The organism is Sinorhizobium arboris LMG 14919, assembly GCF_000427465.1.
GTDB lineage: Bacteria > Pseudomonadota > Alphaproteobacteria > Rhizobiales > Rhizobiaceae > Sinorhizobium > Sinorhizobium arboris.
In genome coordinates this window covers 559,275-580,458 of record NZ_ATYB01000009.1, presented here as the reverse complement: position 1 = coordinate 580,458, position 21,184 = coordinate 559,275, and the positions used below count along the sequence as shown (strand labels likewise).

The 21,184-nt window shown below is 62.1% G+C and carries 21 protein-coding genes; 3 read left to right on the top strand and 18 right to left on the bottom strand.

The window, feature by feature from the left end; genetic code table 11:
* Positions 1-2: 2 nt before the first annotated feature.
* The 9 genes from SINAR_RS1000000137770 to SINAR_RS0110555 form a co-directional block, all read right to left on the bottom strand.
* Complete coding sequence (locus SINAR_RS1000000137770; protein ID WP_234710592.1) at positions 3-2,576, bottom strand: autotransporter family protein; 2,574 nt, start codon at positions 2,574-2,576, stop codon at positions 3-5.
* A gap of 436 nt (positions 2,577-3,012) precedes the next feature.
* The gene (locus SINAR_RS0110595; RefSeq protein ID WP_027999082.1) at positions 3,013-3,555 is read right to left on the bottom strand and encodes a TetR family transcriptional regulator; all 543 of its coding nucleotides are present in this window, start codon (positions 3,553-3,555) and stop codon (positions 3,013-3,015) included.
* A gap of 23 nt (positions 3,556-3,578) precedes the next feature.
* Entirely contained in the window at positions 3,579-4,625 is a 1,047-nt protein-coding gene (locus SINAR_RS0110590; RefSeq protein ID WP_027999081.1) for an NAD(P)H-binding protein, read from the bottom strand.
* Complete coding sequence (locus SINAR_RS0110585; RefSeq protein ID WP_027999080.1) at positions 4,622-5,293, bottom strand: class I SAM-dependent methyltransferase; 672 nt, start codon at positions 5,291-5,293, stop codon at positions 4,622-4,624. The genes SINAR_RS0110590 and SINAR_RS0110585 overlap by 4 nt, the downstream gene beginning before the upstream one ends.
* A gap of 906 nt (positions 5,294-6,199) precedes the next feature.
* Positions 6,200-6,931, bottom strand: coding sequence for an amino acid ABC transporter ATP-binding protein (locus SINAR_RS0110575; protein ID WP_027999078.1), 732 nt, complete (start codon positions 6,929-6,931; stop codon positions 6,200-6,202).
* Positions 6,909-7,568 (bottom strand): amino acid ABC transporter permease, encoded by a 660-nt coding sequence (locus SINAR_RS0110570; RefSeq protein WP_027999164.1) that lies wholly within the window; start codon positions 7,566-7,568, stop codon positions 6,909-6,911. The genes SINAR_RS0110575 and SINAR_RS0110570 overlap by 23 nt, the downstream gene beginning before the upstream one ends.
* Positions 7,565-8,236, bottom strand: a complete 672-nt coding sequence (locus SINAR_RS0110565; RefSeq protein WP_027999077.1) for an amino acid ABC transporter permease — start codon at positions 8,234-8,236, stop codon at positions 7,565-7,567. The genes SINAR_RS0110570 and SINAR_RS0110565 overlap by 4 nt, the downstream gene beginning before the upstream one ends.
* Before the next feature lie 66 nt (positions 8,237-8,302).
* A complete protein-coding gene (locus SINAR_RS0110560) occupies positions 8,303-9,088 on the bottom strand; it encodes a transporter substrate-binding domain-containing protein (RefSeq protein WP_027999076.1) in 786 nt (261 codons plus the stop codon).
* Positions 9,089-9,111: 23 nt separating this feature from the next.
* Complete coding sequence (locus tag SINAR_RS0110555) at positions 9,112-9,846, bottom strand: GntR family transcriptional regulator (RefSeq protein WP_027999075.1); 735 nt, start codon at positions 9,844-9,846, stop codon at positions 9,112-9,114.
* Positions 9,847-10,309: 463 nt separating this feature from the next.
* Between SINAR_RS0110555 and SINAR_RS0110545 the strand changes: the two genes are divergently transcribed.
* The 3 genes from SINAR_RS0110545 to SINAR_RS0110535 all read left to right on the top strand — a co-directional run bounded on the left by SINAR_RS0110545 (position 10,310) and on the right by SINAR_RS0110535 (position 12,703).
* Positions 10,310-10,513, top strand: a complete 204-nt coding sequence (locus tag SINAR_RS0110545) for a cold-shock protein (protein WP_027999074.1) — start codon at positions 10,310-10,312, stop codon at positions 10,511-10,513.
* A gap of 613 nt (positions 10,514-11,126) precedes the next feature.
* The gene (locus SINAR_RS0110540; RefSeq protein ID WP_027999073.1) at positions 11,127-12,179 is read left to right on the top strand and encodes a nucleotidyltransferase family protein; all 1,053 of its coding nucleotides are present in this window, start codon (positions 11,127-11,129) and stop codon (positions 12,177-12,179) included.
* A 218-nt stretch (positions 12,180-12,397) separates the two neighbouring features.
* Positions 12,398-12,703, top strand: coding sequence for a hypothetical protein (locus tag SINAR_RS0110535; RefSeq protein ID WP_027999072.1), 306 nt, complete (start codon positions 12,398-12,400; stop codon positions 12,701-12,703).
* Between the two features lie 184 nt (positions 12,704-12,887).
* Here SINAR_RS0110535 and SINAR_RS0110530 read toward each other — a convergent pair whose 3' ends face one another.
* The 9 genes from SINAR_RS0110530 to ccoG form a co-directional block, all read right to left on the bottom strand.
* Entirely contained in the window at positions 12,888-13,463 is a 576-nt protein-coding gene (locus SINAR_RS0110530) for a DUF4334 domain-containing protein (RefSeq protein WP_050577468.1), read from the bottom strand.
* Complete coding sequence (locus SINAR_RS0110525; RefSeq protein ID WP_027999070.1) at positions 13,402-14,286, bottom strand: hypothetical protein; 885 nt, start codon at positions 14,284-14,286, stop codon at positions 13,402-13,404. The genes SINAR_RS0110530 and SINAR_RS0110525 overlap by 62 nt, the downstream gene beginning before the upstream one ends.
* 94 nt (positions 14,287-14,380) lie before the next feature.
* Positions 14,381-14,689, bottom strand: a complete 309-nt coding sequence (locus SINAR_RS0110520; protein WP_027999069.1) for a hypothetical protein — start codon at positions 14,687-14,689, stop codon at positions 14,381-14,383.
* 414 nt (positions 14,690-15,103) lie between these two features.
* A complete protein-coding gene (locus tag SINAR_RS1000000136575) occupies positions 15,104-15,667 on the bottom strand; it encodes a threonine transporter (protein WP_027999068.1) in 564 nt (187 codons plus the stop codon).
* A gap of 134 nt (positions 15,668-15,801) precedes the next feature.
* On the bottom strand, positions 15,802-16,479 hold the full coding sequence (locus SINAR_RS0110510) for a Crp/Fnr family transcriptional regulator (RefSeq protein ID WP_234710591.1): 678 nt from the start codon (positions 16,477-16,479) through the stop codon (positions 15,802-15,804).
* An 85-nt stretch (positions 16,480-16,564) separates the two neighbouring features.
* The gene (gene ccoS / locus SINAR_RS0110505) at positions 16,565-16,720 is read right to left on the bottom strand and encodes a cbb3-type cytochrome oxidase assembly protein CcoS (protein ID WP_027999066.1); all 156 of its coding nucleotides are present in this window, start codon (positions 16,718-16,720) and stop codon (positions 16,565-16,567) included.
* Positions 16,717-19,002 (bottom strand): cation-translocating P-type ATPase, encoded by a 2,286-nt coding sequence (locus SINAR_RS0110500; RefSeq protein WP_027999065.1) that lies wholly within the window; start codon positions 19,000-19,002, stop codon positions 16,717-16,719. The genes ccoS and SINAR_RS0110500 overlap by 4 nt, the downstream gene beginning before the upstream one ends.
* Positions 18,999-19,493: a FixH family protein gene (locus SINAR_RS0110495; RefSeq protein ID WP_027999064.1), complete on the bottom strand. Its 495-nt coding sequence runs from the start codon at positions 19,491-19,493 to the stop codon at positions 18,999-19,001. Before SINAR_RS0110495 ends, SINAR_RS0110500 begins: the two co-directional genes overlap by 4 nt.
* A 6-nt stretch (positions 19,494-19,499) precedes the next feature.
* Positions 19,500-21,074 carry a cytochrome c oxidase accessory protein CcoG gene (gene ccoG / locus SINAR_RS0110490; RefSeq protein WP_027999063.1) on the bottom strand — a complete coding sequence of 525 codons (1,575 nt, stop codon included), beginning with the start codon at positions 21,072-21,074 and terminating at the stop codon, positions 19,500-19,502.
* Positions 21,075-21,184: the final 110 nt, after the last annotated feature.

The following is a 21,184-nucleotide window of genomic DNA, read 5'->3' as shown; positions in this document are numbered from 1 at the left end:
ATCTACCATTTGATGCGCAAGCCAATATTGCCCCCGTAGCCTCGGTTGTCGCCATCGTCGAGGCCCGTCGCATACTGCAGCCCGCCATAGACGCTGACCGTCTCGCTCAGTTGGGCCGACATGCCGACATTCACTTCAAGCGACGTCTGCTCCAGCTCGGTGACGACCGGAAGCCGGTTGAAGGAGACCTTATAGTCCGCATCGAAATCATGCCACAGGTTGATGCTGGCAAAGGGCTGGACCGGAACGTCGTTCATCGTGGTGTTTGCCTCGAGCCTCATACCGAGACGTCCCGTCCATGTCCCGAACGACTCATAATTTATGCCGGTGAAGCGGTCATGCGCGTCATCCAGGTCGACGTGTTGCCAGATGAGCTGACCTTGCGGCTCGAGCACCCAGCCGTTCTCGAACCGGAACGGATAACCCGCCTCGACGGAAAAGGCGACCGAGTTTCCGGACGTGTCGGCCCCGATGCCCCGATCAGAGCTCGAACCCCCATCCAGCCATGAGTACATCCCTATGCTTTCCACATACCAGCCGTCCGCGCCGATATGCGTCCAATAGGCGCCGATCGAGTTGGCGTGGAGATCGATCGAGCCCGACTCGAACTGCAGCCTTCCGAGCGTATTGCCTCCGTTAGAGCCCGAAGTGCCGGTATAGGCAAAGAACAGCCCTACGCGGTCCTGGCTTCCATCGTCGTGCAGGGCTCCGATCAGGTCCTGACCGGCCTGAAGTCCCCACAGCTCTCCCGAGAAGGACGGACTGACCTCGAATTCGAACCTGCTCACCTTGGACGACCAGGTTTGGTCGAAGGACTCGCCGAACAGCCGTCCCCACGCGCCGGGCAGATTCCCGTTGCTGTTCAGCAGGAATTCGTCACCCTGCCGCTCGTGAAAGGTGCCTATGGCGGCGACGCCCATCTTCTGAGCAAGCGCCGGCGTGATGATGTAGCCGGGAATCTCCGGCCGGACCGACGGCGTAATCGGCGGCGGCCCCGGCGGCGGCGGCGGCGGCGGTGGTGGCGGCGGCGGCGGCGGCGGCGGCGGTGGTGGCGGCGGCGGCGGCGGCGGTGGCGGTGGCGGCGGTGGCGGCGGCGGCGGCGGCGGTGGCGGTGGCGGCGGTGGCGGCGGCGGCGGTGGCGGCGGCGGTGGCGGCGGCGGTGGCGGCGGCGGCGGCGGTGGCGGTGGCGGCGGCGGTGGCGGCGGCGGTGGCGGCGGCGGTGGCGGCGGCGGTGGCGGCGGCGGCGGTGGCGGTGGCGGCGGCGGTGGCGGCGGCGGTGGCGGCGGAGAAACGCCGCCCGAGCGCAGGAACCAGTCGTCGTCGTTTTCCGGATTTTCGGTCACACCGCCGCGATAGAGCTGGTACTCGAAAATGCCGGCCGCGACGGGCGCGCCCAGCGTGAAGGCAGTGCCCTCGGTGGTGGCACCGGCAGTGGCATCCACGACCCTGATGCCGTCGGCGAGCGTCAGCGCTCCCTCCCCGCCGACATTGGTGATCAAAATAAAGGTTTGTCCCGAAGCGTTCGCGCCCGTGCCGCTGATGACCAGCTTGTCCGAGGGCGCATCGTCGCTTTCGAGCACCGTGTGCAACTGCAGCCCGCCCTGTTGGCCGACATAGTTGCCGTACACCGTGAAGGTGTCGTGCACGCTGCCACCGGCACTCACCATGTCGTTCGTCATGTCGATGAGGCCGGCATTGTAGACCGTCACCAGCTGCGTCGAATCGAAAGCTCTGACACCATAGCCGAAGGAATTTCCGGCCCTGACCGCGCTCGTCTCGTCGATCGACAGCGTCCCGGTTCCGGTCGCCGAGTCGCCGAGCGTCAGAACCGTCGTGGTGTAGATGAAAGACATCTCCGACCCGTTGGTGAGCCGGATGTCTTCCCAGTTGATGAGATCGGACGGGGCGTTCCCCGACTCGTTGCCGTGGCTGTTCGAGGAGTTGTTCCAGGTCAGTCTGTCGGTGCCCTGGCCGCCATCTATGATCTTCCCGGCGCTGAGGTTTTCTTCTGTTAGGTTGCGGAAAAGCGCGGAGTCGTTGCCATCGCCCATCTGAACCGAGGGCGGAATGAATCCTCCCGACCAGTCGAAGAAATCGTCGTCGTCGCCCATGTCGACGCCGGACGCGAGAGTTCCGGAGATCAGGTCGAGTCGGTCGTTGCCGTCGCCGAGTGAAATCAGGCCGGCAAAATAGCCGCGATTGACCACGTAATCGATCGAGTTGTTGACGCTGTTGACGCCGTTTTGGATATTGCCGGTAACCGTGTTGTTGATGAAATTGAAGCCGGAGCCCTGCAGAAAGATCGTGCCGGAGATCGAGCTCCTGTTGTTCAAGGTGAAACGGTCGTTGTGCAGCGCGTGCACATTGTTCGACACCGTACCGTCATTGTTGAATACGCTTGTTCCAGGTCCGTGAAACTCGGAATCGCTGTGAAAGCTGCCGCCGGACAGCAGGTTGACGGTGACCGATCCATTGGAGTGCCAACCGGGATTGCTTCCCGAACAGTCATAGACGTCCGGGCTCGTCTCCACGCATGCCGCGCGGGCTTCGGGACCGAGGCTGCAAAGAAGCGCCATGGAGGCAACGGAGCCAAGCAGGAGTTTGTTGAGCTCCCGTCGGATGCGGCGCGAAGTATCGACCGAAAGGGCTTGGCATATGACATGGCAATGCAGCGGCCAGGCCGTGTTTGCTAGAGCAGCCTGAGCGCCCGAATCGCGGACATCTCTACTACCTGTGCGAGCTTTGCCAATCCGAATGCGGGGCCGGGTAACATCAAAATCCATTCCGATACAACCAATTGGTGATTATTGCCGCTCACTCTAACGAAAGCGCGCTACGGTCGAAATTGGACCTTGGGGCACATTCCTGTCTGGATGAGCGTGCCCTTTCGTCCGGAACTCACCCGTGAGCTCGACCGGATCATCGAGGAATGCGGCGAGGATGGACGGACCGGCCAAGGTAGATTGGCAGCAGAAAATACCTGTCCGGCCTTCCTCCTTTAGGGAATGATGGTCAGTCTGCCGGGGCCTTCGACAGATCAATCCCATGCCGCATCGCTACCGCCTGCAGTACCTCGGTCGCATTTTCAAGGGACTGAGCCGTCATGAGGACGCGAAGACCAACTCCGCGCAGCTCATCGACAAAGGAGCGCACATCCGGATCGTCATGCGGGCGTCCGAGGCGCCCGGCAATCTGCTTGCACAGATCTTCCGCGTGCTCGCGGAGGACGGGCTGGAGTGCCGGGTCGTCGCCAACCTCCAGCAGGATCGACAGGAAGAAGCGCAGGCGCTCCGGCTCGAAGAACAGCCCAGCAAGCATCCTCTCCAGCGGCGCGGCGGACGCGTCCCTGCACTTCTCGGCACGCCCGTGAGAAGCGTCGAGGAGCGCGACGAAGAGGTCAGCCTTGCGCGGAAAGTAATAGGTCAGATGCGATTGCCTGATGCCACAGGCTTTTGCCAGCCGTGGCTGCGTCAGCGCCTTGATGCCCTGTGCCTCGACAATATCGAGGGCTTTATTCAAAATGGCTTGACGGCTTATCTTCTGCGGGCTGTCCAAAAGGCTAGCTCCTCCATTTCCTTTCAGTAAAGACCGTGCCCTGGAACGGTGCATTCCGGTAGGTATATCTGTACACCGTTCTTCTGGAGCTCGGGCATCACCGCATCGATGGAAAGAACTTCCTCGATGTGATGCACGCCGGGTTCAATTTTATTGTCGAGCAGATGGAAGACCGCAAGAGCAGCAACAAGCGCGGTGATGCCCGCTTCCTTGCGGCCCTCGAGCAAGGCACACCAGGTCTCGGGCCGGCCATCGCGCGTGCCATAGACTTCCACCGCGAGCACCACCCGGTCCGATCCGATTGGCATGTATGGCATAGTCTTGCGAACGATTTTTTCCAACCACCTGTTGTTCGCCGCGATGCGCAGCAGCATGAAGGCAAGACGGCTCATGGCCGGAGAGTCGAAGGTCAGGACCGATTTGGTTTCTTCCAGGCCCAACGTCCGGCGCACCACATATTGATCGGCAAAGCCGACCGGCATTGCCGGGTGAAGGCGTGAAGGCCTGCCGAAGGCCATAGTCTCGACACCACCTTCAAGGCGATCCGATCGAAACTGCTCCAAGGTCCAATCGACGGCCGCCGGACCATGTGCATCGCCGAGGCCCAGCATGATTCCGATGCGCGCCCCCACGGGATGATCCAGATGCTCAGCGCAGGCTTTGACCAGCAGATTGGTCAAGCCGGGCGCGAGGCCCACGGAGAGTAGGGCACGGCTGCTGCTGGATCGGGCCTCCCCATCAAGCTTCTCCACTTTCCGGAAAAACCCGTCGCTCGCGGTAATATCGAGATAGGTGCAGCCGCGTTGGAGGACATGGGCGGCAAACTTTCCATCCGGCTGATCAATGCAGACCAAAACGATGGTGACGCCGTCCAGTGCCGCTTCCCAAGTATCCGGTTCATGAAGATCGACCCGGCGAGCCTCACAGCCCAGCTTTGCGGCGAGCATCCGCGCCTTCTCTGCATCGCGGCCGGCCAATCGGATCTTGAGACGACCTGTCGCGATCAGCTTTTCCGCCACAAGGCGTCCGACATGGCCATATCCTCCGACAATCAGGATGCGCGCGGTCATAATCTGTTCAGCGCCAAGCGTTCGGCTACGGTCAGGCGGAAGCCAAGAGCCCGAAAGAGGATTTGTTCGCCGGAAAAGTCGGCCTCGCTCAGGAGTTGATCCATGCGCTCCGGTACAATCCGATGCCAGTCGGTCGTAATCCGCTTCAAAGTGGCTGATACCGCTGCGTGCGCGTGTCCCTGGCTGCATAACCAGGAAGACAGAACGTCGTCACCGACCCCGGACTCGATCGCATCGAACAGTAGCAGGGGCGCGCCTGTGGCGAGACGTCCCCCGATCTCGCGCAGAAGGGTCAGCTTGGCTCCATCGTCGGGCAGGAAATGCAAGACCAAAGACAGCGAGGCGGCGTCGTGCTGCTCTTTCGGTAATTCTTCCAGCCGGCCGCAGACAAATGTGACTCGATCGGCCAGACCGGCCGCGGCGACCTTTTCTCGCGCGGCGTTCAGCATGCCGGCCGATGGATCAAGCGCAGTGAATCGCGCTTGCGGGAGCCGTCTTGCGAATGCCAGGATTTCTGCTCCGGTTCCGCAGCCGGGAACCAACACACGGCACCGCCCACAAAGTCGTTCCGCCAGAACGCAGGACATGAGTTCAATAGCCAGTGCATAGCCCGGTACCAGGCGCACTATCCGCTCGTCATAGTCCCGAGCCGCATGGTCGGGGAACATGGTGCCCAATAAAGTCACTCCCTCGTCTGGCCAGAGGCACCGCTACAGGTCGCCAAACCCGGTACCAGGAGCATATGCGCGGTGTCTTCCGAGGCCATTTCGTAGCTCAGCCCAAAATTGGTTGGTAACCAATAAATAGCATACCCGTCATGAAGCGCAATAGGTGAGTGTACTCGGCCGCGCTGTACACGAGGCGGTTGGCCCAGTCCGGCCCTTGATGCCGCAGTCGGAGGAGGTACAGGCGGATGGCAATGAGGTCTTCCGCATCGCATGCGCGGACAGGCCCGCGCACAGGTCGGCAACGCTGGGACATTAGCTCCTGGCGGCGTGTCGACCAGCAACTCAGGGGTAGATACGAGCCCAATTCATGGCGACGCCGACCGCTACCAATGCCAATAGCAGGGCTTGCACCTTATCGCCGCGTTCATGCAACCAAAACGCGCCGCCGAGACAAGCCAGAGCTCCAATTTGCCACCAGATGGCACTTGTAAAGGGCTCTAGATCGTCGGGTGACGGCATGTCGTTCCCCCAGGTGCCTAGTCACACTGGGCCCATCTGAGTGCGCCGTCAATTAGAATTATCTAATAATATATTCCATAAACTGCGTGAGCAGTTAAGCGGTGGGATGTGCCTGATGCGTTCGTCGGCAAAGTGACCGTTAGCCCGCACAAACAGAGCTGCAGTGGGGGACCGCTGCAGCTCCTAATCGCGACGTATTCTTCATCCTAAGCTGGGGCTCATTCGCCCTGTTCCATTCAAGGGAACCGCTTCGAACGTCGCTTGATACATTGTACTCTCAGCGGAAGTGGAATCAAGGGAAAGCACCTGATTTGTTAGTGCCGGAGCTCAGCGCCTGGCAGGGTCCGGGGATGCTCTCGCCCCACGGCCTTTGCGGTCCCCGCGATGTCACTGGAAATCAAATCCAAGGAACTGTCTCAGTTCCGGCGTCTGCGGAGTGGTGAAGACCTCCTCCGGCGGACCGATCTCGTGGACGCGGCCCTGATGCATGAAGACGACGCGCGAGCAGACATCGCGGGCGAATTTCATCTCATGGGTGACCATGAGTAGCGTCATGCCCTCGGCGGCAAGCTCGCGCACGACCGCCAGCACTTCGGCGACCAGTTCCGGATCGAGGGCCGAGGTGATCTCGTCGCAGAGAAGGGTGATCGGCTGCATCGCCAGGGCCCGGGCGATCGCCACGCGCTGCTGCTGGCCTCCGGACAGTTCGTCCGGATAGGCATCGAATTTCTGTTCGAGGCCGACGCGCTCCAGCATCTTGCGAGCCATCTTTTCCGCCTCAGCCTTCGGCGTCTTCTTCACCACGATCTGCGACAGCATGACGTTGCCGCCGACCGTCAGGTGCGGGAAGAGGTTGAACTGCTGGAAGATCATGCCGACCTTCAATCTCAGCGCCTTCAGATGCACCTCGTCGTCAAGAAGTTGGGCGCCGGCGACCGAGATCGAGCCCTGGCTGATCGCCTCCAGCCCATTGATGCAGCGGAGCAGTGTCGATTTGCCAGAACCACTCTTGCCGATGATGGCGATCACCTCGCCCGGCTCGACGTTTAGATTGATTCCCTTCAGGACCTCGTTCTCGCCGTAGCTTTTGCGGACTTCAGTAATTTCTATGAGCGACATTGAGCTTCCTCTCGAGAATCTGGCTGCTTTTGGAGAGCGGCCAGCAGAGCGCGAAATAGATGAGGGCGACGAGGCCGTAGACTGTGAACGGCTGGAAGGTGGCATTGGTGACAACGGTGCCGGCCTTCGACAGTTCGACGAAGCCGATGATAGAGGTGAGCGCGGTGCCCTTGATGACCTGCACGGAAAAGCCGACGGTCGGCGGAACGGCGATCCGCATCGCCTGCGGCAGGATGACATAGCGCATCTGCTGCAGCCGACCCATGCCGAGGCTGGCGGAAGCTTCCCATTGCCCCTTGGCGATCGCCTCGACGCAGCCGCGCCAGATCTCACCGAGGAAGGCGGCGGCCCAGAGGATCAGCGCGAGGCCCGCCGCAAGCCAGGCCGGCACATCGATACCGAAGAGGCCGAGGCCGAAGAAGGCGATGAAAAGCTGCATCAGGAGCGGCGTGCCTTGGAAGAGCTCGACGTAGCATTTCGCGAGCGAGCGCAGCCGCCTGCGCCGGCTGAGGCGCGAGAAAAGCAGCACCAGCCCGACGATGCCGCCGCCGGCGAAGGAGACGAGCGAAAGCATGATCGTCCAGCGGGTGGCGAGAAGCAGATTGCGCAAGATGTCCCATATGGTGAATTCGATCATCGCGCCGCCCTCCGCGGGAAGATGAGCCCGCCCACCATCGCCAGCACCTGTCTCAGCAGGATTGCCAGCGCCAGATAGATGGCGGTCGAGACGAGATAGGCCTCGAAGGCGCGAAAGGTCCGCGACTGGATGAAGTTGGCGGCAAAGGTCAGGTCCTCGGCGGCGATCTGCGAAACCACTGCAGAACCGAGCATGACGATGACGACTTGAGAGGAGAGCGCCGGCCAGATGCGCTCAAGCGAGGGGACCAGCACCACGTGCCGGAACGTCTCGAATGGCGTCATCGCAAGACTCGCGCCGGCCTCGAATTGCCCCCGCGGCGTCGCCTGGATACCCGCACGGATGATCTCCGAGCTATAGGCGCCGAGATTGACGATCATGGCGAGATTGGCCGCCTGGTGCTCGCCGAGTTGCAGGCCGAGCGATGGCAGGCCGAAGAAGATGAAGAACAGCTGGATCAGAAACGGCGTGTTGCGGATGAGTTCGACATAGGCCGAGACAAACGGCTTCAGCCACGTCGGACCAAGGGCTCTCACCCAGGCGCAGACGATGCCGAGCGAAATGCCGGCGATGCCGCCGACGGCGATCAGCTCTATGGTGATCCCGATCCCTTTCAGGATCTGCGGGTAGTATTCGAAGAGCCAGCCGAATTCGAATTGGTAATTCAAAGGCGCACTCCTGTTGTCAAAAGCTTCGCTGATGCCACCCCGCCCGAGCGGGGTGGCATCCTGTGATCAGAGTTCGGCCGGGAGGTCGGTACCGAGCCACTTTTGCGCAATCGCGTTCAAACTGCCGTCGGCCTTCGCGGCAGCGATGATGCCGTTGACCTTCTCCAAGAGCGCCGGCTGTTCCTTGGAAAGGCCGATGTAGCAGGGCGAGTTCTTGATGAGGAACTTGAGCTCCGGGCGCTTCGGCGGGTTCTTGGCAAGGATCGCCGCCGCGACGACATTGCCGGTCGCGATCGCTTCGACCTGGCCCGAGAGGAAGGCGGAGATCGTGCCGTTATTATCCTCATAGCGCTTGATGACGGTATCGGCCGGCGCAACCTTCGTCAGTTCCAGGTCCTCGACGGCGCCGCGGGTGACGCCGATGGTCTTTCCGGCAAGCTCTTCCGGCTTGGCGGCGACAAAGTCGGCCGGAGCGAAGACGCCGTTATAGAAGGGCGCGTAGGCGGCGGAGAAATCGATCACCTTTTCCCGATCCGGGTTCTTGCCGAGGCTCGAAATGACGAGGTCGACCTTGTTCGTCTGCAGGTAGGGGATTCGGTTGGCGCTGGTCACCGGCACGAGTTCGACCGTCACCCCCAGTTTTTCGGCAATGAGGTTCGCCATGTCGATGTCGTAGCCGAGAGGAGCCATGTCGGGACCGACGCTGCCGAAGGGCGGGAAATCCTGGGGCACTGCGACGCGTAGCGTGCCCCTGGCCGTGATGTCGTCGAGCGTATCGGCATGGCCGAAGGAGCCGAAACCGATCGCCGCGGCCATGGCCGCCATTGCAACGAACAATCTTCTCGAAAGCATTGGGTTATTCTCCTGTTCTGGTTTCATGGTCTGGTTTTGCGGGGTGCCGTGGGAAACGCCGCCACGGACTGCGGCGGCAGCGAAAGCGAGCGCCTGAGATCGGCGAGCGGATCGGGTCGACGGGTGAGATCGAGCCCCGTCTCCACCTCGTCCAGATGTTCGACGGCGAGCGCCGCGGCCTTGGAGAAATTCCCCTCCTCCATCGCCGCGACGATGCGGCAATGGCCAAGATGCGACTGCATCGCGTGAAAGTCCGACTGGTAGAGCAGCGAGATCAGGATCGTGCGCGCCGTCAAATCCCGCAGGATCTCGACGAGTATCGGATTGCCGGAGAGCTCGGCGATACGGATGTGGAAATCGCCCATAAGGCATGTGAGCCGCTGGCGATCACCCGCGGCGATCGCCGCCTTTTCCTCGGCGAGATGCGCATGAAGCTTGTCACGGCCGCTTTCCGTCAGAGGGGCCATGCTGCGTAAGAGCCCGGCTTCGATGACGCGGCGCGCGGCATAGACGGCGATCGCCTCCTCGGCCGAGGGTTCCACCACGAACCAGCCGCGCCGCGGGCTCACCTTGACGATGCCGCGCTGTTCGAGCCGCATCATCGCCTCGCGCACGCGGGTGCGCGAAACGTTGAAGAGGCTCGCGACCTCGTTCTCGCTCAGCCGCGTGCCCGGGCGGATGCGGGCGGAGAGGATGCCGGAAACGACGACCTCGTCGATGCTGGGCTGAACATTCTGCTGTGAAGACAAATCTTGCATACAAGGCAGGCAAGCAAGGCTTGTGCCAACATGAACTCCGCCCGCCTTTCAACCACTTGCGTCGATTCTGCCGTTGAGATGGCGCCCGGCCCTCGCGCAAATCAGCATCTGCTTACAATTTGAGCAGCGGCATGCGATTTATCTGATGTCGCGAGAGGTGCAAATCGCCGACGGATGCGCGGTGGCGACCTGCCAGGGCATATTGACGGAACTTCATGCGGCTTGTTCCCGCAGCTATCGTTCCTTCCGATCCTCCGACTGCACCGAGCAGCCCTATTCCCGCGGGCGCCGACTGTGCGGAAAGTGATGCCTGTCGAGAGCTTGAAGGTCCTTCCTCACGGCGCAGTGCCGGCCGAAGGCTGCCATCTGAGCAGCGCGCTCGCCTGCATGCACGCTTGCGGGCAGGTGCGGCGTTGACTAAGCTCAGGACACTGCAAATGGCGCTGAGTTGACGAGGGTGGTTATGCCAATCGGTACCGTTAAGTTTTTTAACCAGGATAAGGGCTATGGCTTCATCTCGCCTGACAACGGAGGAGCGGACGTGTTTGTCCATGTCTCGGCGGTCGACGGCGGGGGCCCGCTACAAGACGGTCAGAAGGTCAGCTACGAAATTGGCCAGGACCGCAAGACCGGAAAATCGAGAGCCGAAAACGTCAGGCCGGCCTGAACTGCCCGACCCGCACCTTGGCTTTCCTGGTCTCGAAGGGTTCGTTCATGAAGGTGAGCCGTCGCAGCGTCGGCGGTCGTCTGGGTCGTCGGAACACAGAACGCGACGTAGGCTAACCGCGACCGACGTTGACCTGTCGTGCGGCAGCCTCAGTCGTTGCGTCATCACGTGGCGCGGGGGGCGTCGTCATTCGGATCTTCGTCCATAGTTCCAAAACGCCGCAAGGACGCTTCCGTGCGCTTTTCGCGCGCCCGTGTTCCAGAAGGGAAACCGGCGTTTCCGACCGGCTCCGTGGCTTCTTAGCGGCTCGATACACGGATCGCTCCGGCATCATTCCTTGAATGCGGACCGCTCTCGCCTTTTATCGCGTTCATTAAATTGGCCGGCCGTTATAATGTTTCTGCGGGTACATTATAACCGGAGGTCATCCGAGTATGCTGACGCAGTGGGCAAATCGTCGGAAAACTTGGGTGCCATCGGTTTGATCGAGATCGCCTGACGCCGGTTTTCCGGGGCTTTTTGTCCGCCTTGCCGCGGCCGTGTCGGCTGATGCCTTGACAGACGGCAGGGGAGTTATAATGTTTTTGCAAAAACATTATAATGAGGGCTTACAGTGAGAGAAATCGATCTCGTCTACCGGACCATGTTCGCCGAGTTGGTGCAGCGCTCGCTCGATTCCCAGTTCCAGGCGGACTTCCCGCTCGAGGGTCGGTTTGTCACCGTTCCCGTCAAAGGGCGCAACTACTGGTATTTCGATCTTCCCTCTCCCGAGGGCGACAAGCGGCGCTATGTGGGCCCCGAGGCCGATCTGGAAATCACGAAACGGGTGGTAGCTTTCCGCAAGATCAAGGACAGCCTCAAGGAGCGTCGAAAGATGGTCTCCACACTCCTTCGTAGCGGCGGCATGGCTGGCCCGGATCGCTTCGCGGGCGACGTTACCGAAGCCCTTGCGAAAGGTGGCCTGTTCCGTCTGCGGGCCGTCTTAGTCGGCACGGTGGCCTTCCAGTGCTATTGTGGAATCCTCGGGGTGAGGCTCCCGAATACCGCCATGCAGACGGGCGATGCGGACTACGCGCAGGATTTCGCGATTTCGGACGAAGTGGATGACAGCCTGCCGCCGATCTTGGACCTCCTGCAGTCGGTCGATCCGACCTTCCGGGCGGTCCCGCATCAGGGCGACAAAGCGAAGGCGGCGACATTCGTGAACGCCTCCGATTACCGCGTCGAGTTCCTCATGGGGAACAGGGGGAGTGATGACTATATCGGCAAGCCCTCGCCTATGCCTGCCCTTGGCGGTGCGTCGGCCGAGCCGCTGCGGTTCCTCGATTATCTGATCTACGAGCCCGTGCGAACGGTCATGCTCCACAAGGCGGGCGTGAATGTGAATGTCCCGGCTCCCGAGAGGTATGCGGTTCACAAGCTCATAGTAGCCTCCAGGAGGCTCACGAACGCGCTCGGCCGTGCGAAGCGGGACAAGGACCTGGTGCAAGCCGGACTACTCTTTGAGGCCTTGATGGTGACCCGGCAGGGTGCGATTCTGGCTGACGCATACCAGGAGGCATGGGATCGCGGGCCGTCATGGCAGGAGGCGATCCGTAAAGGGACCGCCATGCTGCCGAAGCAGGGATATGCGGCGCTGCACGCCTGCATTGGAGATCTGCCGTGATCAGCAAGAAGATTCCTGCTCCCAGAAAGACGACCGCAAATGACGAATGATCGACGTTCCATCGTGCCAATCCTCTCGCCGGTCGGATCGCCGTCATTGTCAGTTGACTACCCTGTGTGGGAAAGCGGCCAGCCAATCGATAGGCGGTGGCCTGTGCAAGGTTGTAGTTGACCGTTTTGGATGACGAGGCGACACTGCAGCAAGGCAGGAGGAAAACGATGACCGAGCCAGACCACTGGCGCCACATGGCAAGCGCGCCGAAAAACGGCAGTCGGATCCTCGTCACGATCCGCCCGTCCGAACAGGGCGCGGCGGAAGTTGACCTCGCGTACTGGTCGAACGGCGATCAGTTCGGCGCAGAAGGTTGGCGCGCCGCTGATTCGTCGCCCGGCCGCATAATCGAATACGCCGAGCCCGAATTGAAGTGCTGGATGCCGATGCCGTCGGCCAATCTCAGTCGCTCCTCCATGCCCTCGCCCTGGGAAGGCGATGACGACCAAGAACTCGACGGGTCAGGGATTTAAGGACTCGCGGGGCCGGCAATCTCCGTCATCCCAGACGATGCGTTATGCAATCATTGGAACACAGAACGCAACGTGGGTTAAACCCGAGCGGCCGTCCCCCAAGCTGCTCCGCTCGGGCGACAAAGACCGCGTCCCCTCGCCTGCCCAGTCACGCCGGCGATATACGATGCCCGCCTGCCAGGTTTCAGGGTTCATCGACGCGCTCGAGTTCGAAGAAATAGATCCGTTCGTCGCCCCTGATCGTCATGGCTCCCATGATCCTGTGTTGATCGATCCGGCGGAAATAGTCGACAATCGGTTGATTGTCGTAGAGCATCGCCGCGCCCGCCGCGCCGCCAAACGGCATCGTTCTCACGGAGGCAACGGGACCTTTCGCGCTAAATCCGCGCTGCAGATGCGAGAACAGATTTCGCGCGATGCACATCCTGCCGACCCAATGGAAGCGAAGCGCCAGGCGAAGCGGTATTGTCGCGGGATCGATGGCGATCAATCGCCGCTTGCCCGACCAGAACAGCAGCGCGTCGGCGCGCATGTCTGACGTAAACCGCTTGCCGAACCAGCCGAGGTTTTCCAGAACGCCGTCGAACGGATGCCCGGACGGGATGCCGCGCCCCCTCCATAGTCCGACGATCTCGCGCGGCTCGAGCGACGGCAGGCTTCGAAATTCCTCAAGGACCGTTTGCTGTGCGATCACCGGATCAACCTTCTCGTTCCCGGCGCTGCTTGGCGCGCCGCCTGGATTTGGCGTCGCGTCGCGCATTTCGCAGCTCCTCCAGCGTCGGCATCCACCAGCCCCGGTCGAGTTCGTCTTCCCCCGGTGGCGTTCGTGCCGGCCAGGTCGTCACCAATTCCTCAAGCACTCCCGGTCGCCATGAGGCCCAGACATACTCCCCTCCGTCGCTCATCGGAAAGTAGAACGCGCTCATCGTCTCCGGGTCCACCATCTCGCCATCCGTGCCAACGAAGAAGACGACCCCGACATGCGTGCCGATCGCACGCCCGATCGGCGGGCAATCGTCGGCGGGGACCGGATATCGCCTGCGCCGGCGCTCTCGCGTTCTAGCCTTGAGCGCCTCGTCTTCCTCGGTTCCCTTGATTGCCTCACGCCGCGCCTTCCTCGCCTCGGGTTCGCTGCGCTTGGCGGCCGCCTCGATCGCTGGCCATCGACGGCGGAGCTCGTCGAACGAGCGGTAAGGCACGGTCCAGAGCCGGCGATCGGCATCCCAGCGCGCATACGGGATTTCCCGGATCTCCTTGACGACGGTGCGCGAATACGGCGTACGGATCTGGAACGACGCGGGCGCTGCTTGGAGATAGCGGCTCTCGATCGGATCGAATGCGAAGGCGTCCCTGCCCTTCTCGTCAGCAAACGCGTCGGCTTCCGCTTCCAGTTCGGCCAGCCAGCGGCCGACGCGTTTTTGAGCTGTACGGCCGGGTACGAACCACGCATTCAGACGGTCGCTCCAGCGAGCGCGAGGGAACGCTTTCCGAAACCGGGCCAGCGTCGGCCTGTCGTGTGGCAACTCGGTCGTTGCGCCAACACGCGGCGCGCGGGGAGCGTTGTCATTCGGATCTTCGTCCATAGTTCCAAAACGCCGCAAGGACGCTTCCCGTTCGCTCTTCGTGCGCCCGTGGTCCAGAAGCGAAGCCGGCGTTTCCGACCGGCTCCGTGGCTTCTTAGCGGCTCGAGACACGGATCGCTCCGGCATCGCCCAGACTGCGTTGGACGGCGGCAATCTGACCGGACGCAATATCCGCCGAGACCTCGATCTCGCCTTCGAGTGGTGCATCGCGACGTGCACCCTGTTCATGAGAAGCGTCGCCACCCGACGGCTGCGAACCGGCGGTGTTGCGGTCCGTCGCCGACTGAATGAAGATGTCGGGCCGAGGTATGCCGTGCTGCTGAACCAAATGCTCGACCGCAAGATCGGCTGCTTCACGGGTCTTGAAGGTGGCTCGTATTGTAGTGGTGCTGTCGTCCGCCATTTGACTGTCTCCTTATCGTTGACGTGCACAGCACGAACGCCTCTGCGGTCAGGTAGTTTCACGGCCTGGTGTCGTTTGGTTCAGCATGCTTGCCAGAGGAGGGTTCGTGAACGTGCCGTGCACGCAGGTATGTCGGACGATGAGGCCTGTCATGCGCCTGCCGAGACGACCTTCCTCCTCTGCGCACAGCCGCCGCCCGCGGATGTTTCTCCTGTCCTGCTCTTGCGGGATTCAGCGGCGCCAAGCCCTCGGGCCTGTTGCGTGTCGATCTTCGCGGAACACAGGCACGCTGTCCCCGCTTCCAGGATTACCGGCAATTTGTGTCGATCCCGTGCCTCTTCGATCGTCAGAACGATAGCGCGGCAGTTCCTACCGGCACCTCAGGTCGTCCAATAAAGGCCGATGCGCCGGCGATCAGCTGCCCAGAGTCGCGCTTACCACGGCCACCATGGAGAACCCGCCCAGAACGATCGACGCAAGTTTATAGGAGTGCCGTCGCACCCCCAGGGGCAGGCATGCGCCGAAAAGGACCCAGCCAAGGCCCGCGAGCGTCGACATGGCTGCGTAGGTCGCCACCCAAATGGAAACTTCAACGCCAGCGTCCGACGGTATCAGCACGGTTCCGACCAGCATGGCCTTCGGATTGATCAGCGTGGTCAGCAGCACGCGCACGAACAGCTGCCGGGCCGACTTCGCATCAGTTCGGAACGGCATCCCCCAGAGCTTGACCGCCGAATACAGCAGCCAGCCCGCTGCCAGCAACTTCATTGTGGCAAATGCGACCGCATTTCCCTGGATGCGATCGGCCACCACGACGAAGAACGACACGGCCAGGAGATACCCCATTGCTTCGGCAAAGGGCATTATCGCGGCGCGCCGGCTGCCAAGCGACGCTCCACATGTGGCCAGGACGGTATTCGTCGGCCCAGGCGTCAGCAGGATCAGGAGAGTGGAGAGAATGAAGGACAGAGTGACCATGAAATGAGCTGCGGAGTAGAAATGAGGGCATTTTTAAGGCCCCTTGTGTCGCGGGCCTTGATGCAAGTCAATCATCCCGCCCCGGCAAGGAAGAGAGCAATCCGCGACATGGCCAGATCGATCCATCCGCCGCGTTAGAGGCGCTCGAGCGCGTGCCGGTCGTAAACCTCTATGATCCGGCCCTTCACCATGACACCCGATTGGCGCAGCGCCGAAAAGGCGCGAGAGAGACCTTCCGGGGCGAGGCCGAGCTTACCCGCGAGGACATTCTTCTGGAACGGCAGGCGGAACGAGAAACTGGTCGAGTCCTTGGGGCCATGACTGAGAATGAAGCTTGCCACCCGCTGCGGGCCGGTGAGCAGGCGATCTTCTGCGAGTATATCCTCCGTCATCTTGCCGCGGTAGCAAAGGTGCTCGATCAACGCTTGCGCCACCTCGTGATCTGTCGCCGCAAGCTGTCGAAGCTTGCGGCCGTCCAAGCGCGCGATGACGGATCTTTCGGCGACGGCTGCGCTCGCTGTGGCGCGCCTGCCTAGAAACATCGCGGTCTCCGCGAACATTTCTCCCTTGGAAAGCAAGGCAACGTCTGCTTCGCGCCCTTCCTTTCCGGTCCGATAAAGCCGAGCTATTCCGGAAAGCACGAAGAAGACATCGTCTATAGGCTCACCTTGCCGGAACAGGACGTCCTGCTCTTCGTACGTTGATACGGTCACACTCTTGAGTATTGCCTCGACGGCCGATTGCGGCAGCCGCGACAGGAAGCGGGAACGGACGAGTATGGCGCTTTCGTTCGAACTCAGTTGCACGTTCACTACACAAGCCTCAACAAAGATCGCATCACTCGAGCCGTCCCGTGGACAAGGCTTTGTGACGTCGGTCAAACAGGTGGAGACCGGGTCAGGTTTGCGGTCGGCCATCGCCTTCGTCCAGGACACGCCAGGACGCACCTTCCAGGTCTTCATATTGTCCGCTCTTCACCGCCCAGAGGAACGCCAGGAGCCCGAGGCCGCCGAGAACCAATGCGATTGGAATCAGGTAGACGAGCGTGTTCATCGTCCGCTCCCCGCCGGCTGCAGCGGTGCAAGGGGCTCGCGTCGACCAAATGCGTTCGGCGATGCGGTGCCCGCCAGCCGCAAGGCGTTGGCGACGACGATCAGCGATGAGCTGGACATAGCGATCGCCGCCACCAGAGGCGTAGCATAGCCGAGGATCGCAATCGGCACCGCTATCGCGTTGTAGCCGATCGCCAGCGCGAAGTTCTGGCGGATCAGTCGTCCCGCTCGGCGCGACGTCTCTATCGCAAAGGGGATGGCGGTCAGCGGCTGATGCATGAACACGAAATCGGCCGCCTGACGGCCCACATCGGCGGCAGTCGCCGGTGCCATCGAAACATGGGCCGCACGCAAAGCTGGCGCGTCGTTGATGCCGTCGCCAACCATGAGGGCCTTATGGCCGCTCCCACTCACAGCGGCGCACGCCTCCACCTTACCGCGAGGCGACAGCCCGGCCTTCCAGTTTTCGAGCCCCAGCTGGTCCGCTAGGGCCTGTACGACCGGCTGGCGGTCACCGGACAGGATTCCGACCGCCAAGCCCATCTCGCCAAGCGCATCAATCGCGCCGGAAGTTGCCGGCCGCAGGCGGTCTTCGAAGCGGAAGCAGGCAAGCTCCCTTCCATCCAACGAAAGGACCGCCTCCGATTGCCGACTGTCAGAACGCAGCTCATCAGTCGCAAAGCCTCTGCTGCCGAGCCGGTAGACGCCGTCAGCCGTTTTAGCCTCGATGCCCGCGCCGGGAATTTCTCGAATGTCACCTGCAAGCGGCGATACTCTCGCTGCCGCATCCTTGATCGCCATTGCAATCGGGTGCCTTGAGTGCACAGCCAGGGCAGCCGCCGTGGCGAGTGCATCGGGCGTTAGTTGCTGCGCATTCACGAGCCGCGGCTTGCCGATGGTCAAGGTGCCGGTCTTGTCGAGCAGCACTGTGTCAATTTCGGAGAGCCGCTCCATGGCAGAGCCATCCTTCACCATGACACCGCCCTGGAAGAGCCTCCCCGCGGCCACCACCTGCACCACCGGGACCGCAAGCCCAAGTGCGCAGGGGCACGTGATGATCAGGACGGCGACGGCGATCAGCATCGCATGGCGGACATCGCCCTCGACGACCATCCAGCCAAGGAATGTCAAAAGCGCAAGCAAGTGGACGAACGGCGAATAGTATTGTGCCGCACGGTCGGCCATTCGGCGATAGCGGGCCCTGCCGCCTTCGGCCGCTTCCATCAGCGCCATGATCTCGGCCAGGAAGGAGTTGCGCGCGCTCGCCGTCGCCCGGAGCACCAGCGGCCCGGTAAGGTTGAGCGTGCCGGCCTCCACCACGTCACCGGCGCCGACCGGAATCGGCTCGCTCTCGCCGTTGACGACCGAGCGGTCTAGATCACTGGTGCCGGAAACCACGCACCCGTCGACCGGTACTCGTTCGCCGGCGGCGATCATCAGTTGCTCGCCCGGTTCGATATCATCGACGGCGCGATATTCCGCCGAACCGTCGGCATGCAGGACTGTCGCGCCACGCGGCGACAGCCGCGCGAGGCCGCTGATCGCGGAACGTGCGCGGCCGCGCATCATATGGTCGAGCGTCCGGCCGATGAGCAGGAAGAACAGAAGGGTGACGGTCGCGTCGAACCAGGCATGTTCCCCATGGCCGATCGTCTCGTATAGCGACATGGCATAGGAGAGGGTGACGGCAAGCGCGATCGGCACATCCATGTTCGTCCGCCCGTGGCGAAGCGCATTCCAGGCGGACTGATAGAAGAAGCGGCCGGCATAAATCAGCGTCGGCCCCGCGATCATGGCCGAGACCCAGTGAAAGAGATCGCGTGTGGCCGCGTCCGCGCCCGACCAGACGGAAACGGAAAGCAGCATGATGTTGGCTGCTGCAAAGCCCGACACCGCGACCGCACGGATCAGCTGCTTCAGGACGGCATCCCCTTCCGCCTCGCCGTGGGTGAAGAGATGCGTCTCGTAGCCGCGCTCGCTGATCGCGCGCACCAGTTCTCCAGGATCGCTGCGCTTTCCGCCGACTTCCTCCTTCCAGACGATCGAAACGCGGCGGGAGGAGAGATTGACGCGCGCCCGTTCGACTTCCGATCTCTCCCGCAACGCCGTCTCGATGGTGGTGATGCACGCGCCGCAGTGAACGCCCGGCACGCTGAGATCCGTCTGGCGCAACCCGCCTCCAAGCGTCCGGCTCGTCAGCCAAAGTTCTTCGGAAGAAGGGAGCCGCTGACCCGCCCCTTCCGCAACCGGGGCCGATGCGGCTCCCGCGGCGCAACAGCTCATTGGTTTTCTCCCGGGGCGATGAAACGAATGGTCTGGCGATAGACGAGTGCTCCACCCGCCATGGCCGTCAGGTCCGCAACCCACTGGCCGGGTTTCAGCGCCTGCTTCGAGACGAAAACACCCTCATCCATACGCACGAATTCGAGCTGCATATCCTCATGTTCCTCGACGGGCCGTTTGAGGACGGCGATGACCGTATCGGTCGCCCTCTCCGGCTCGCCCTTGCGGGTCATCACGTAGCGGATCCCACCGTGGCCTGCCATGAGTTCGCCCTTGATGCCGCTCTCAGCAAAGGCCCGGGTCTCGGCCATTTTGCGGTTGAACTGCTGGCTGGCGACGTAGGCGTTTTCGACGACGAGGCCGCTCCAACTCCGGTTGGCATTCCAGGCCATGACGAGATTGACGGAGATGATGGTGCCGAAGAACAGCGCCATCACAGCCACCATGTGCCATCCGGTAAATCGGCGTGGTTCATTGCGTTGCCTGATCATAGCCGCTCACTTTGCTGTTCCGGGTTGGTTGAAGTTCGCTCGGTAGATGTCGCGTTCGTGGCTGGACAAGTCCTCGGCTTTGAACGAGAAACCTGCCTCGGCCTCGGCGAGCCTATCCTTCGGCAGAGTGACGAAGACCTTGAGGGCCGTGATCTTGTCGGCATCGACAGCAACTGAAAAACTGCGTCCGTCGCCCGGAGCCTGCCCGGCAATCCGCATCCGGGCCGATGGCATGCCGTCAAGGGTGAGCGTGATCCGTCGCTGTTCGGGGATCATGTTCAGCAGCTTGAGCATGTAGCCGTTGCGCACCGATCCGTCCGATTCAACGACATATTGCGGATTACGGTCATGCAGCACATTGAGCTCGAGCCTGTCGCGCGAGACGAGCGCGTAGAGCATGCCGACGCCGACGAGTGCCCAAACGGCGAAATAAAGAAGGACGCGGGGCCGGAAGATGATGCGCCAGTCGAACTGTCGGACCTGCTCGACGAAGGCGCCGTTCGCGTCGCGCATGCGCCTTGGGTCGATTGCCGTCGCGCCGTTACTGGTGGCAAGCGCCATGTTAGCCGCATAGTCGCTGAGCGTGGCGTAAGAGATCAGCCCGCGCTCCCGGCCGAGCTTGTCCATGACGCCGTCGCAGGCGTCTATGCAGAGCGCGCAGGTGATGCATTCTAGCTGCTGGCCGTCCCGGATATCGATACCCATGGGACAAACCGCAACGCAAGCGTTGCAGTCGACGCAGTCGCCGACCACTTCGCCCGCTGCGGCCGCCTTCTTGGCATGCCGCGAGCGCGGCTCGCCGCGCCAGTCATTGTAAGTCACGACGAGTGAGTTCTCATCGAGCATCGCCGCCTGGATGCGTGGCCAGGGACACATGTAGGTGCAGACCTGCTCACGCATGAGTCCGCCGAAAACATATGTCGTAGCGGTGAGGATCGCGACCGTCATATAGGCGGCCGGTGCAGCCTCGAGTGCAATGAAGCTCTTCATCAGCGAGGGAGCGTCGGCGAAGTAGAATATCCAGGCACCCCCGGTCGCAACGCCGATCACCAGCCAGATCGCATGCTTGGCAACGCGCTTGCGAACCTTGTCCAGCGTCCAAGGCGCGGCGTCGAGGCGCATGCGGGCATTACGGTCGCCCTCGATGAAGCGCTCGATCACCAGGAAGAGATCGACCCAGACGGTTTGCGGACAGGCGTAGCCGCACCAGGCGCGGCCGACCGCCGAGGTCACCAGAAAGAGGCCGAAGCCCGCCATGACGAGGAGCCCCGCCACGAAGAAGAATTCTTGCGGCCATATTTCGATGAAGAAGAAATAGAACCGCCGCGCGGCAAGATCGATCAAAACGGCCTGGTCCGGCGCATACGCGCCGCGATCCCAGCGAATCCACGGCGTCAAATAGTAGATGCTGAGCGTCACCAGCATCACAAACCACTTGAACCGGCGGAAGCGGCCCTCGGCACGTTTGGGAAAAATCTTCCGCCGCTTCTCGTAAAGCGGTTTGCGCAAACGCGCGGCATTGACGGGCTCGGCTTCGAGCCGCTCGACGGAGCCAGCTTTATGGGCGGGCTGATGAAGCATCTGGGCAATCCCGACTGGAACTTGACTGTCAGAGGAGGTTTGCGCCACGCGGCCGTCGCGCGCCTTGATCTGCGTCAAGTTTGCGACGGGCGCCGCACCGGCAGTGGACA

Coding starts and splice junctions, on each gene's coding strand:
- SINAR_RS0110520 (WP_027999069.1), bottom strand. CDS start 14,689: ATGGCGGACGACAGCACCACTACAATACGAGCCACCTTCAAGACCCGT.
- SINAR_RS0110575 (WP_027999078.1), bottom strand. CDS start 6,931: ATGTCGCTCATAGAAATTACTGAAGTCCGCAAAAGCTACGGCGAGAAC.
- SINAR_RS0110570 (WP_027999164.1), bottom strand. CDS start 7,568: ATGATCGAATTCACCATATGGGACATCTTGCGCAATCTGCTTCTCGCC.
- SINAR_RS0110535 (WP_027999072.1), top strand. CDS start 12,398: ATGACCGAGCCAGACCACTGGCGCCACATGGCAAGCGCGCCGAAAAAC.
- SINAR_RS1000000136575 (WP_027999068.1), bottom strand. CDS start 15,667: ATGGTCACTCTGTCCTTCATTCTCTCCACTCTCCTGATCCTGCTGACG.
- SINAR_RS0110495 (WP_027999064.1), bottom strand. CDS start 19,493: ATGATCAGGCAACGCAATGAACCACGCCGATTTACCGGATGGCACATG.
- SINAR_RS0110560 (WP_027999076.1), bottom strand. CDS start 9,088: ATGCTTTCGAGAAGATTGTTCGTTGCAATGGCGGCCATGGCCGCGGCG.
- SINAR_RS0110545 (WP_027999074.1), top strand. CDS start 10,310: ATGCCAATCGGTACCGTTAAGTTTTTTAACCAGGATAAGGGCTATGGC.
- ccoG (WP_027999063.1), bottom strand. CDS start 21,074: ATGCTTCATCAGCCCGCCCATAAAGCTGGCTCCGTCGAGCGGCTCGAA.
- SINAR_RS0110590 (WP_027999081.1), bottom strand. CDS start 4,625: ATGACCGCGCGCATCCTGATTGTCGGAGGATATGGCCATGTCGGACGC.
- ccoS (WP_027999066.1), bottom strand. CDS start 16,720: ATGAACACGCTCGTCTACCTGATTCCAATCGCATTGGTTCTCGGCGGC.
- SINAR_RS0110500 (WP_027999065.1), bottom strand. CDS start 19,002: ATGAGCTGTTGCGCCGCGGGAGCCGCATCGGCCCCGGTTGCGGAAGGG.
- SINAR_RS0110555 (WP_027999075.1), bottom strand. CDS start 9,846: ATGCAAGATTTGTCTTCACAGCAGAATGTTCAGCCCAGCATCGACGAG.
- SINAR_RS1000000137770 (WP_234710592.1), bottom strand. CDS start 2,576: ATGGCGCTTCTTTGCAGCCTCGGTCCCGAAGCCCGCGCGGCATGCGTG.
- SINAR_RS0110525 (WP_027999070.1), bottom strand. CDS start 14,286: ATGGACGAAGATCCGAATGACAACGCTCCCCGCGCGCCGCGTGTTGGC.
- SINAR_RS0110530 (WP_050577468.1), bottom strand. CDS start 13,463: ATGCGCGACGCGACGCCAAATCCAGGCGGCGCGCCAAGCAGCGCCGGG.
- SINAR_RS0110585 (WP_027999080.1), bottom strand. CDS start 5,293: ATGTTCCCCGACCATGCGGCTCGGGACTATGACGAGCGGATAGTGCGC.